Below are 12,278 nucleotides of genomic sequence, written 5' to 3'. Positions count from 1 at the left end.
AACCTCCTGTGGTATATTGAGAATGGTGTCGCAAGCCAAACTCAACACAGGAGGTGGTCCAAGTGGACAATAAAAGCATATCACACACTAGATGGAAATGCCAATATCACATCGTTTTCATTCCCCAATATCGGAAAAAGGTATTGTATGGGAAGGTAAGAGAGGATGTACGTGAAATCTTAAATACACTATGCAAATATAAAAATGTAGAAATAATTGCGGGAGCAGTTTGTGTAGATCACGTGCATTTAAGTGTCGCAATACCGCCGAAATTAAGTGTCTCAGATTTTATAGGATATTTAAAGGGTAAAAGCACCCTAATGCTATACGATCGTCACCCAGAGTTGCAGAGTAAGTGGGATAAAGCATTTTGGGCAAGAGGATATTATGTGGAAACAATCGGTAATATCACAGACGAGGCAGTACAGAAGTATATAAAAGAACAAGCAGAAGAATCGAGAAAGCGATTGACGAGATGGAAGGCTATAGCGAAATCATCAAGGAGAATATTGAGTATGACAGCCTTCTTCTGGCTCATCCATATGACCAGGAGATGGTGGAGGGAATTTTTGACCTGATTCTGGAGACAGTTTTGTCTAAAAATGGAGAGATTACCATCGCAGGAGATGTGTATCCAAAGAATCTTGTGAAAAGCAAATTCCTGAAGCTTAATTATTCTCATGTGGAGTATGTAATTAATTGCCTTGGAAAGAATACTACTAAGATGCGGAATATAAAAAGTTATTTACTTGCCAGCTTGTTCAATGCAGGAAGTACCATAAGCAGTTATTATAGGGCTGAGATAAATCATGATATGCCACAATATGCTGGGTAATCGCGCAACGAGAATACTATGTGTGGTTGGTGCAAATTCTGCATCATCCATTGTAAAAGTTTAAAAATGCGACAAATCAACAACTGTACAAACCATTTTGAAATAAAATTAAACTTGACTTTGTTGGAAACTGGTATTATATTAGGTTTATAAAAGTGACAAATTAGTTTACATATAACCCAAGTTGATTTATAAAACATGGAGGCGTTGATTTTGAATCTGTATTTTGAACTATTGAAAACTCCAGTATTTACTGTGAAAGATGTAAATAAATATTATGACAATATGGACAGCGCTCGCTCTGCAATCAAGCGATTGATGAAGGAGGGAATGGTGGCGAAAATCCGTAACAATATGTATACCTGCATCAGTGGAGAGACAGGGGCGCCGGTTGCTAATCGATTTCAGATAGCAAGCAAGATTACGCCAACCTCTTATGTGTCTCACCATACCGCTATGGAATATTACGGGATAACTGATCAGGTATATTACGATGTCTATGTTGCATCAGAAACCAGCTTTCGAGAGTTTGAATTTGATGGATATACGTATCGATATGTGGCGTCAAAGGATATGGAAGGCGTGGAAACGCCTGCACTAAGTGGTGGAATACGTATCACAAATCGGGAACGAACTTTGGTAGACTGCGTAAAGGATATGGATAAAATAGCTGGAATAGAAGAAGTGATACAGGATATTGGAAGTATGAAGCGAATGCAGGAGAAAAGAGTCTTGAAATATTTAGACCTATTATCGAATCAGTTCCTATACCAAAAGATGGGATTTCTTCTTTCTGAGTATAAGGAGAAGATGGGGCTTTCAGATGAATTCTTTGATACATGTAAGAGTCAGATTGGAAAGAGTAAGCGTTACCTGACGAAGGACATGTCGAGTGGACGATATGTTGATGAATGGAAGCTTGTGATACCAGAGAATATTTACAATATGAAAAATGGGGTGATAGAAGATGCCACAATATAATAGAGCAGAACTTGGACGAATGGCCACAGAAAGTGGTTTTGTGAGGGATACTTTTGAAAAGGTGCTTCGATTGAAGGAAATATTAAAATTTCTGAATGAGGACAAGTCCTTAAGAGAGCATTTACTCTTGAAGGGCGGAACAGCAATTAATTTAACTGTATTTAACCTTCCTCGATTATCAGTAGATATCGATATGGATTATACTCCTAATGATACGAGAGAGGGTATGCTTGAATGCCGTGCAAAGATAACGGACATAATTAAGGAATATATGGAATCAGAAGGGTATCAGTTATCGGAAGCATCAAGATTTAGCCATAGCTTGGATGCATTTCACTATAATTATCAGAACGCCGGTGGTAATAGGGATATGATTAAGATAGAACTCAATTATTCCTTGAGGGCGCATATCTTTGAACCGGTGTACAGAAGCATTCTTCCATCAGCATTTGATGATGGATTGAAAATACGAATGGTAAATCCTTTGGAAATATTTGCAGCTAAAGGCAATGCTCTCATTACAAGAGCTGCGGCCAGGGATTTGTATGATTGGTGCAATATGTTGTCTGAGGGTCTCTTTGAAGAACAGCGTGATTTGTTTAGAAAATGCTTTTTATTTTATATGACGATTTCAGCAGATACGCTTAATAAATCATTTGACACCTCAGCTATTGACACACTTGATTTCAACAAAATCAGAAGAGATTTATTTCCAGTACTTAATAAGAAAGATAATTTCCAGTTGGATGAGAGAAAGAAGATTGCGAAGAATTACATATCGGATCTCATGGTGTTGACTACTAAAGAGAAGGAATATATTGATAGATTCGAAGAGAAAAAATACATGCCAGAGTTGCTTTTTGAAGACGCGGAGATAGTTGAAAGAGTGAAGAATCATCCAATGGCACTATGGAAATGTAAGGAGTAGATTGGCTATGTATATATTTTGTTCCAAGGCATTAGCCGATGCCTTAAATATCAAGAAAATGAATTACAGAAAATGCCGGTAGATGCTCAAATTAATGAATTATATGCCTGGCATGGTCATATAACAAAGCTTAATGGAAAGAACACGATTATCCTAATGAATGACAGAACGATGTATTCACTAGTTTTCAGAAACAGATTGCCAAGGAATGTTGATAAGTTTGCAGAACTAATCAAAGAAGCTATCCCTTATACCATGGAAGTCGGTGGTTTTAATAACCTTGAAATTGATAAGTATATGTCCGGGCTGGGGAAAATAATATTTGCAGAGAAAGCAGATAGGCAAATGACAGGTAATCTTACCAGAATGTTTCTTGATATGGAATACACTTGTGACAGATGGCAGGAAAATGAAAGTGTTCAGGCGGAACAGGCAGCATTTGAAAATAATGGAATTAGACGGCAAGGGAAAGAATATGTGAAGCCATTTGAGCGGATGCTGGATGAACTGGATAATTGAACCATCGCAAAATTTGCGACAATTCAAACTGAAGAGAGTAAAATAGTCGATATAAAATGTGTTAGCTAACTAAATATGTTTACAGCAGGTCGCTAAGTGCCGGTGGCACTTGTTTAGCGACGACCGAAGTGGAACGAAGACAGCTGTGCTAGGCTGTTCTGCCGAAGGCTCTGATTGTGGGGAAAATTCTATGGTCAGGGCCTTTTCTATTGCCTTCAAGTGCGGCTGCGGGTTCATGCTGTCAACATATAGAAAAGTATTCGCAACATAGAATATTTATCTTGAAAGTATTCGCGTATTCGAATATAATTAATATGACATGTTGTCGTTTTATATGGAGGACATAGAATGGAATATTTAACTTCAGCAGATTGTGCAAAAAAATGGAATGTTTCACAGAGAAGAGTGGCGATTTATTGCAAAGAAGGACGTATAGAAGGCGCTATCATGATGGGAAGAATGTGGATGATTCCTAAGGAAGCAAAAAAACCAGAGGATCCTAGAAAAGCAAAAAAGAACATATAGCAATGTAACAGTGATAGAGAGAAGGTGAGATATTGGCTGAACTGATAATTGATAGAAATTATTATAATAAACTTGATATAGAAGGCTTTTCTAAGATGATGAGCTCTCCTTCGTATAGCTATAAATTCTATTGGCTTGAAGCAATTGTACAGTTGATATCCGCTAATAGAACAGAAGTCACATATGATGAAATAATCAATAAAATGATTGTGAATGCGTGGTTCCCTGTCCAGGAATATCATATTCATTTAAGTGGAATCTACGGGGAGGGAGAGGTGAAAGATAATCTTGAAAAGGCTGTATCAAGATTATTCAAACTATCTGATCTTCCAAGTAACGCGGATGAAATTCAGATTATTAACAAACTAAATGAATTTTCAGATGACAAGGAATTACACTTTTATAAAACAGAGCTTACTAAGAATGTGCCTTATAAAGCTTTATCTGGATTTGCAAATAAAGGAACAGAGAAGATTGACTTAAATAGCAGCGCAGGAAGAATGATAGCTTATTATAATAGATTAAGTGGGTCAGAAATCTTGCTTCCATATACATTTAATGATGAAAAGAGCTTGAAAAAGGTTGTCTCATTCAATGATGGCTGGATTCAGATGATTCAAGATAATACGGTTTCTATTTTAGGATGGATTAAGTATGAGAAGGTAAAGTGGTTACAGAACAATAACCCGGAAGTCCCAGGGATAGTATATAAATTAACTCAAGAAGATGAGAAAGCAAGAAAACTTGAAAATGTAAGAAAACTGTGGGATGCGATTTTGGAAATTCGACCAGTTAAAAATGTATTTATGGAAGGTGACATAAATAGAGAAAGCTACGCTGTGGATCACTTTATTCCAAGAAACTTTGTTATGAATGATGAATTGTGGAATTTGATGCCTATGGATCCGATACAGAATATGCAGAAAAATAAGAAACTTCCTGCATGGAACGATTATTTTGAGCAGTTTGCAAATAATCAATTCATAATGTATGAATTGATTCATGAAAAGCCAGGTCTGCAAAAACTATACAAGCATTGTTATAAAGATAATTTGCACTCGATATGGGCAGTACAGGAGTTATATCGGAAAGGAAATTCACCGTCAGAGTTTATAAACATCCTTGGGAAAAATATGCAACCGGTATACGATTCTGCAAGAAGACAAGGTTACGAGATTTGGAAGGTTTCATAAGGGGGCGTCATAATGAAGGTATATAACAAATTAGTACGTGATAAAATTCCAGAAATAATTGAAGCAGACGGTAAGGTGTGTAGGACACATATTTTATCAAATGAGGAATATATAGTTGCGCTTGAGGCTAAGTTGAATGAGGAAGTGGCTGAGTATCAGGCTGATAAAAATCTTGAAGAGATGGCAGATGTTCTGGAAGTGCTTCATGCAATTTGCGTGGCGAGAGGGTATTCATTGGCTGAATTAGAGGCTATGAGAGCTAATAAGGCTGAAAAGCGCGGTGGATTTAAGGAGAAGATATTTTTAGAGTATGTGGAGGAGAAAAGGTAGATGGCAGAATGTATATATTCAAATAATATCAATAAATCCATTTTGACATCGGGATTCACTATTCCTGTAGATAAATGGGATATTTTTGCAAAATGTTTAGGGGCAAATTTGCAAAAAGGCGAACGTAAGGAAATAGTTGTATGGGTTGGTCAGTTAAAGTGTTCAGCCTCATATACAAATGTTAATTTGACTGGGGAGAATGCAGGAAGAACTGTATTTCAAGTTAGATATTCAGGGGATTTGGTTTCAGAATTACGAAAGATTTTCTCACCTAACTCAGACAATTATGATGCAGTAGGCGGAAAGCTAGAAGTATACTCTGGAAAAGTTGGCGAACTAACATTTAAATGTTTGCCCGCTGTAACCGTGAACACAATAAATGAAGATAGTGCTGTTTCAACAACACCAGGTGTTATGAATCTAAATACAGTGGTAACAAAAATTCTGAATGATTATGTCCCTTCAAAAAAAGAAACATTTGCGGGACATCAGATGGGATCGTTTTTCAGGTCGGATATACCATTAGCAATATATGAAACCGGAATTGTAGAATCAGCTCCGTATTTGATAACAGGAAGTGTAGGCCAGGGAAATTGGGCCATGATTCCATGGGTTTGTATATTCGACCGGAAGATTACGACCACAGCCACAAAGGGCATTTACATTGTATATCTACTTTCTAAGGATGGAAATTCTTTATATCTTTCATTTAATCAGGGATGTACAGATATAAGGAAAAATAATTCGAAGAAAGATACTATTCGAATCATGCGTGAGAAAGCCGAAGACATAAGAAAACGAATTGATTCTCGAGGATTTAATGCTGATAACAACGCAAAACTTGGGGATGGTTTGACTGAGTTGGGTGAATTATATCAGGAAGGAATGATTTTCTATAAGGAATATAAAAAAGGGAACGTTCCTGGTGAATCAGAGTTACAGAATGACTTAAGACTCATGATGGATATTTACAAAGAATATGTTAATGGTAAAGCTGAGAATACAGAGATTATAGATGTGGAAGTAGGTGAGGAACAATTGTCAACAAAGGATACATTAGATCAGATAAAGAAGTACATAGCGGCAAAAGGCTTTACTTTTAATGAAGGTCTTGTTGAGAATTATTACCTCAGCCTTAAATCAAAGCCATTTGTAATTCTTGCAGGAACTAGTGGTACAGGAAAAACTCGTCTTGTAAGACTGTTTGCTGAAGCAATTGGTGCAACAAGCCAGAATGGCCGTTATAAACTTGTTTCTGTAAGACCTGATTGGTCAGACTCATCAGATTTGTTCGGCCATGTGAACTTAAATGATAAGTTTATTCCAGGAGCAATCATTGATTTTGTTAAGCAGGCAGAACTGGATAGTAGAAATCCATATTTCTTATGCTTAGATGAAATGAATTTGGCGCGTGTGGAATATTATTTAAGTGATATTTTATCAATCATAGAAACAAGAGAATATGTGGATGGAAAAGTTACAACAGATCCGCTTATTACAGAAAATTATTATGGAGCAGATATTACTGCAAAAGGAAAATATGGTGTTGTAAGAATACCAGAGAACTTATATATAATTGGTACTGTAAATATGGATGAAACGACATTCCCATTCAGTAGAAAGGTTCTTGATAGGGCAAATACCATTGAATTTTCCACCGTAGAATTACTAGCAAATTTTGATTCTACGCAGGGCGAAGTAAAAGCTATTTTCGCAGATAACACATTTATGAAAGCTGATTATGTTTTTTTTAATCAGTGTGCTTCAGACAAGGATTTTGTCGAAGATGTTTGTATAGAACTTCAGGATATTAATAAGATTTTGGAAAAAGCAAATGCTCATGTTGGATATCGTGTAAGAGATGAGATTGTATTCTATATGCTTAACAATAAGAATGCAGGTAATCTTTTGACAAGAAATCAGGCATTTGATCATGAAATAATGCAGAAGATTCTGCCTAGAATACAAGGAAGTAGCGCTTCAGTAAAAATAATGTTATGCGAATTATTTAAGTATTGCGCAGGAGATTATGAGAGCTATCAGACGGAGAGTGATGATGTAAGTGCGAAGATGATGGCGGCTGCAAATAAAGAAACTTGCAAATACAAGGAAAGTGCAAAGAAGATTGCTTTCATGGTAAGGAGATTTGAAGAGGATGGATTCACAGCTTACTGGCTCTAATGAGTTGCTATATGTGCAAACTGAAAAAGTAAGTGTCACCATAAAAGGAAAGGCAACACATCCTAACTTCCAAGGAATTGAGCATAAAAACGGCGATTCATCAATTAAGGTTCATTGTGTAGATGATTTTCAAATGACTTTAAGGGATGGCGATGTACCACGGTTTTCCTCAAGAAATGGGGAAATTTCAACGGGTATATATTCAATCTATCCGATGTTTTATGAGCAACAGCAGTATGAAATTGTAATTGAAGCTGTAGATGGACATAAGGTTGCGTTTTGGCATGATAACCTTAATGTGCGTAACAAGGTGACACGAGCGAGTAGAAATCATGAGATTTTATCTGGCGTCATCAATTTTGGAAATGAAATTGGTTTTTCTGATTTAGTGATCCAAATTGATGGTGTTAATTACTTGCGCCTTGTTATAGAGGTTTTTCCTACTAAAATCGATTATCAAAACGATTATAAGCAGATTGTCGAAGATGTAACTAAGGAAGTTTACAATGTTGTTTTTGATTTCCTTAAGAAAACATATTTAGGATATCAGCAGAGCGAAAAGGTGAATAGTAGTCCAGTTGAATTCTTTGCGGTTATAAACAAGATATACAAAGATTTTATTAAAGCGGCAGATACCATTATGTCACAGCCTCATCATGTGCTAGATACAACACATCAAGTTTTACCAAGTCACAAAGTTAAGAAGACTGATGGCAGAACGATAAGATGGATTAAAAAGCATCCAGATCAAGCGAAGAGAGTGAATGGAGAGATTCGCATTGAAAGAGCATTGGCTGTAAGAAAACAAGTTTCATATGATACAAAAGAGAATCAGCTTACAAAATACATACTGCTTTCAACTGCGAGGAAGTTGGAATCATTCAAAAAGAATTATCTTAAATTGCAGCGAAAAGAAGACCAGGCCGTAATAGCCAAGATTGACGGAATGGTGAGAGAACTAAACCGGCGTTGTAATACTACTTTTTTGGCTGATGTTGAGGCAAAAGAAGCATCCTCCGGTATGTCATTAGTTTTCTCAATGGCTCCAGGATATAGGGATTTGTATAAATACTATTTGATGCTTTTAAGAGGATTATCTATTACAGGAGATGTCTTCAATATTTCTGTAAAAGATTTGGCTTTATTATATGAGTATTGGTGCTTTATCAAGCTCAATAGCATGATGAAGGATCGATATGAATTGATTTCTCAAGATATAGTTAAGGTTCAGGGAAATGGTTTGTTTGTATCTTTGGTAAAGGGCTCCTCGTCAAAGGTTAAGTATCGTAATTCAGAGAATGGAGAAGTGATTACACTATCGTACAACCCTAAGTCAGGACAAGTTCCGACCGTGGCGCAAAAGCCCGATAATGTTCTTTCACTTGAGAAAAAGACGGTAAATCAGGTTGGAAAAAAGGTTAAATATGAATATGTATTTGATGCAAAGTATCGCGTAAATCCTGCGTTGGAAGGCAGTGATTATTACAATACTATTTCACATACACCTGGTCCTGAAACGGATGATATAAATACAATGCATCGTTACAGAGATGCGATTGTTTATCATAATGGTGCAGATCCATACGAGAGAACAATGTTTGGGGCATATGTGTTATTCCCTTATGCAAATAAGGAAGAATATAGAAATCACAAATTCTTCGAAAGTATTGAGAAAGTGAACATAGGCGGTTTGCCATTTCTTCCTTCAGAGACTTCTATGGTACAGGATATGCTTGATGCTTTGATAGCTGATTCTCCAGATTCGGCATTTGAAAGAGCAACATTGCCAAGAGGTATTGAGGACAAGCTTGCCAAGATTGATTGGAATCAACGCGATGTGCTGGTTGGAGCGTTGAGAAACAGAGCACAGTTGGATACTTGCTTAAAGTATAAGTTTTATCATATCCCGGCGTCAAAGATTAGGGATGCGGATTTACCAATTCATTATGTGGCAATTTATCAATCTATCAATATCTTTGGGAGAGAAGCGGGAATCAGGTACTATGGTGAGGTTACAAAGACAAGTGCTGTAAAGCGTAGAGACATACGAGAGATTCCAAAGAATTCTGATGAGGCATATTATCGATTTGAGATTAAGGAATGGAAAGAATTAAACATCCCATTGGTTGCAAAAGAAGTCAGGGATTTCCCATTCTTTACAAATATGTTCTTGTTGCAGCACTGTCCAGATGTGCCAGATCTTCATATCAGTTCAGAGGAAGAATATCGCCTGTACATTGAAGTACGAAGATTGGCAAATGACGCATCGGTCAACGAGACGGATGCTGAGCCTGGTTTCAAGTATGATGATAAGACAATAATTATGGAGAATGGGGACATTGTTGTTCTTAAGGATGGAACAAAGATTGAGCAAATTTCTATTGAGACTTTTATGAGGAAACCAAGGGAGTCAATGAGGGTGATAGCGAAATAGAATATTTTAAAATAGTACTAATAAAAGAAAGAATGACTACATTGTTGCTTACTCCCATGAACACGCCTTTTTCTTGAATGAAAAGTCTAATCCCCCAGCTATGCTGGGGAGAATGGAATAGTTGGAAACGGTGAGGATAAAAAAGAAAAACCTCCTGTGGTATATTGAGAATGGTGTCGCAAGCCAAACTCAACACAGGAGGTGGTCCAAGTGGACAATAAAAGCATATCACACACTAGATGGAAATGCCAATATCACATCGTTTTCATTCCCCAATATCGGAAAAAGGTATTGTATGGGAAGGTAAGAGAGGATGTACGTGAAATCTTAAATACACTATGCAAATATAAAAATGTAGAAATAATTGCAGGAGCAGTTTGTGTAGATCATGTGCATTTAAGTGTCGCAATACCACCGAAATTAAGTGTCTCAGATTTTATGGGATATTTAAAGGGTAAAAGCACCCTAATGCTATACGATCGTCACCCAGAGTTACAGAGTAAGTGGGATAAAGCAGCATTTTGGGCAAGAGGATATTATGTGGAAACAATCGGTAATATCACAGACGAGGCAGTACAGAAGTATATAAAAGAACAAGCAGAAGAATCGAGAAAAGAAGATTCAAGAAGTACCGCTTTATAGCGGACCAGTAAAAATGCTTGTGACACCGCCCTTTGGGGCGAGTAGTAACATAGCCCTTTGGAGGGCTTATAGCAAACCACCAGTTGAACTGGTGGTTGCTGACTTAAAAGAAAACTATGAAAAATGCTGGTGTTGAAAAATAATAAATTGTTGTATTATGATGTTGATAATAAAATATGGAGGTGTATCATGAAAGCACATAAATATTGGTCAATCGGAGCAATAGTTACAATGGTTGGAACTTTTTATACAGGATATAAAGGGTTAAAAGCAGCACACAAATACTTTGCATTTGGCTCTCTGATATGCATGATTATGGCAGTCTATTCTGGTCATAAAATGATTTCAGGTAATAAAAGAACAAGAAAACAGGTGGAAAATACAAAAGCGGAGGAATAGTAAATGTTAGAGTTAGGAATAAAAGCACCGGACTTTGAATTGCCGGATCAGAATGGAGAAATGCATAAATTAAGCGATTATGCAGGAAAAAAAGTGATCTTATATTTTTATCCAAAGGATAATACACCAGGATGTACGAAGCAGGCATGTGGCTTTTCTGAGCGTTATCCACAGTTTACTGAGAAGGGAGCTGTTATTCTCGGAGTAAGCAAGGACTCTGTAGCGTCTCACAAGAGATTTGAAGAAAAATACGGACTGGCATTTACGCTATTAGCAGATCCGGATCGTAAAGTTATTGAAGCATATGATGTCTGGAAAGAAAAGAAAAATTATGGAAAAGTATCTATTGGCGTAGTAAGAACTACATATCTTATTGATGAGCAGGGAATCATTATAAAGGCAAATGATAAAGTCAAGGCGGCAGATGATCCTGAAAATATGCTTAAGGAATTGGCATAATGAAGATTATTTTATCACCTGCAAAAAAGATGATTGTAGATACCGATAACTTAGCACCGGTTGAACTGCCTGTCTATATTGATAAGACAGCAGAAGTATTAAACTGGATGAAAAGCAAATCAAAAGAAGAACTGAAAGCTATCTGGAAATGTAATGACAAGATTGCAGAGCAGAACTTTAACAGATTGGAAAATATGGATCTTTATAACAGGCTTACTCCGGCTGTTTTAGCATATGAAGGGATTGCATTTCAATATATGGCACCATCTGTGTTTGAAATCCAGCAGTTTGAGTATTTGAAAAATCATTTAAGAATCTTGTCTGCGTTTTATGGCATTTTAAAACCAATGGATGGTGTGACTCCTTATCGTCTTGAAATGCAGGCAAAGGTTGGAATTGGAGATGCAAAAAATCTGTATGAGTACTGGGGAGAATTGTTATACCGCTCAGTAATCGATGACAGTAGGATTATCATTAATCTTGCATCAAAAGAATACTCAAAATGTATAGAAAAGTATCTGACATCACAGGACAGATATATTACGATTGTATTTTGTGAGTTATCCGGAGATAAATTGGTAACAAAAGGTACCTATGCCAAGATGGCTCGTGGTGAAATGGTCAGATTCATAGCGGAAAATAATATTGAAAATCCGGTGGAGATTCAGAAATTTGACAGACTCGGATATTCGTTTAGGTCTGATTTATCTTCAGATTCAGAATATGTATTTGAACGCGAAATAAAATAGTTATTCAGGAAAAAGATGCTCAGTTTGGAAGCTTTTATAATAATGAGAATTATTACTATTTTTATTGACAACAGGATGATAGTGGTATACAATCCTTATTAAG

At 36.6% G+C, this 12,278-nt stretch carries 13 protein-coding genes and 1 pseudogene; all 14 read left to right on the top strand.

Going from position 1 to position 12,278, the window contains the following annotated elements; translation table 11 throughout:
• Nucleotides 1-62 precede the first annotated feature (62 nt).
• Nucleotides 63-455 (top strand): annotated as a pseudogene (tnpA, locus tag RHOM_RS14700) (IS200/IS605 family transposase); the annotation flags it as partial.
• 20 nt (nucleotides 456-475) lie between these two features.
• Nucleotides 476-835, top strand: coding sequence for a DUF6017 domain-containing protein (locus tag RHOM_RS17650; protein WP_162470216.1), 360 nt, complete (start codon nucleotides 476-478; stop codon nucleotides 833-835).
• A 213-nt stretch (nucleotides 836-1,048) separates the two neighbouring features.
• On the top strand, nucleotides 1,049-1,816 hold the full coding sequence (locus RHOM_RS14690; RefSeq protein WP_014081088.1) for a type IV toxin-antitoxin system AbiEi family antitoxin domain-containing protein: 768 nt from the start codon (nucleotides 1,049-1,051) through the stop codon (nucleotides 1,814-1,816).
• Nucleotides 1,803-2,744 (top strand): nucleotidyl transferase AbiEii/AbiGii toxin family protein, encoded by a 942-nt coding sequence (locus RHOM_RS14685; protein WP_044024704.1) that lies wholly within the window; start codon nucleotides 1,803-1,805, stop codon nucleotides 2,742-2,744. The genes RHOM_RS14690 and RHOM_RS14685 overlap by 14 nt, the downstream gene beginning before the upstream one ends.
• An 18-nt stretch (nucleotides 2,745-2,762) precedes the next feature.
• Nucleotides 2,763-3,263, top strand: a complete 501-nt coding sequence (locus RHOM_RS14680; protein ID WP_014081086.1) for a DUF6933 domain-containing protein — start codon at nucleotides 2,763-2,765, stop codon at nucleotides 3,261-3,263.
• Between the two features lie 348 nt (nucleotides 3,264-3,611).
• On the top strand, nucleotides 3,612-3,788 hold the full coding sequence (locus RHOM_RS14675) for a MerR family transcriptional regulator (protein WP_014081085.1): 177 nt from the start codon (nucleotides 3,612-3,614) through the stop codon (nucleotides 3,786-3,788).
• Nucleotides 3,789-3,820: 32 nt separating this feature from the next.
• Entirely contained in the window at nucleotides 3,821-4,981 is a 1,161-nt protein-coding gene (locus tag RHOM_RS17480) for an HNH endonuclease domain-containing protein (protein WP_014081084.1), read from the top strand.
• 12 nt (nucleotides 4,982-4,993) lie between these two features.
• Nucleotides 4,994-5,311 carry a nucleoside triphosphate pyrophosphohydrolase gene (locus RHOM_RS14665; protein WP_014081083.1) on the top strand — a complete coding sequence of 106 codons (318 nt, stop codon included), beginning with the start codon at nucleotides 4,994-4,996 and terminating at the stop codon, nucleotides 5,309-5,311.
• Nucleotides 5,312-7,492, top strand: coding sequence for an MrcB family domain-containing protein (locus RHOM_RS14660; protein WP_014081082.1), 2,181 nt, complete (start codon nucleotides 5,312-5,314; stop codon nucleotides 7,490-7,492).
• Nucleotides 7,467-9,926, top strand: coding sequence for a restriction endonuclease-like protein (locus RHOM_RS14655; RefSeq protein WP_014081081.1), 2,460 nt, complete (start codon nucleotides 7,467-7,469; stop codon nucleotides 9,924-9,926). Before RHOM_RS14660 ends, RHOM_RS14655 begins: the two co-directional genes overlap by 26 nt.
• Before the next feature lie 210 nt (nucleotides 9,927-10,136).
• Nucleotides 10,137-10,568, top strand: a complete 432-nt coding sequence (gene tnpA, locus RHOM_RS14650; protein ID WP_014081080.1) for an IS200/IS605 family transposase — start codon at nucleotides 10,137-10,139, stop codon at nucleotides 10,566-10,568.
• A gap of 189 nt (nucleotides 10,569-10,757) precedes the next feature.
• Nucleotides 10,758-10,967, top strand: a complete 210-nt coding sequence (locus tag RHOM_RS14645; RefSeq protein ID WP_015516636.1) for a DUF6219 family protein — start codon at nucleotides 10,758-10,760, stop codon at nucleotides 10,965-10,967.
• Between the two features lie 3 nt (nucleotides 10,968-10,970).
• Complete coding sequence (gene bcp, locus RHOM_RS14640) at nucleotides 10,971-11,426, top strand: thioredoxin-dependent thiol peroxidase (RefSeq protein WP_014081078.1); 456 nt, start codon at nucleotides 10,971-10,973, stop codon at nucleotides 11,424-11,426.
• Entirely contained in the window at nucleotides 11,426-12,175 is a 750-nt protein-coding gene (gene yaaA / locus RHOM_RS14635) for a peroxide stress protein YaaA (protein ID WP_014081077.1), read from the top strand. The genes bcp and yaaA overlap by 1 nt, the downstream gene beginning before the upstream one ends.
• The last annotated feature ends 103 nt before the right edge of the window (nucleotides 12,176-12,278 follow it).

The organism is Roseburia hominis A2-183, assembly GCF_000225345.1.
Classification (GTDB): Bacteria; Bacillota; Clostridia; order Lachnospirales; family Lachnospiraceae; genus Roseburia; species Roseburia hominis.
The sequence above is the reverse complement of the archived record's forward strand: the minus strand, read 5'-3'. Positions and strand labels throughout refer to the sequence as shown.

Bases quoted from the DNA above. Each gene is read 5' to 3' on its own strand.
- RHOM_RS17650 (WP_162470216.1), top strand. From the start codon at position 476: ATGGAAGGCTATAGCGAAATCATCAAGGAGAATATTGAGTATGACAGC.
- RHOM_RS14685 (WP_044024704.1), top strand. From the start codon at position 1,803: ATGCCACAATATAATAGAGCAGAACTTGGACGAATGGCCACAGAAAGT.
- RHOM_RS14675 (WP_014081085.1), top strand. From the start codon at position 3,612: ATGGAATATTTAACTTCAGCAGATTGTGCAAAAAAATGGAATGTTTCA.
- RHOM_RS14665 (WP_014081083.1), top strand. From the start codon at position 4,994: ATGAAGGTATATAACAAATTAGTACGTGATAAAATTCCAGAAATAATT.
- RHOM_RS14660 (WP_014081082.1), top strand. From the start codon at position 5,312: ATGGCAGAATGTATATATTCAAATAATATCAATAAATCCATTTTGACA.
- RHOM_RS14655 (WP_014081081.1), top strand. From the start codon at position 7,467: ATGGATTCACAGCTTACTGGCTCTAATGAGTTGCTATATGTGCAAACT.
- RHOM_RS14645 (WP_015516636.1), top strand. From the start codon at position 10,758: ATGAAAGCACATAAATATTGGTCAATCGGAGCAATAGTTACAATGGTT.
- bcp (WP_014081078.1), top strand. From the start codon at position 10,971: ATGTTAGAGTTAGGAATAAAAGCACCGGACTTTGAATTGCCGGATCAG.
- yaaA (WP_014081077.1), top strand. From the start codon at position 11,426: ATGAAGATTATTTTATCACCTGCAAAAAAGATGATTGTAGATACCGAT.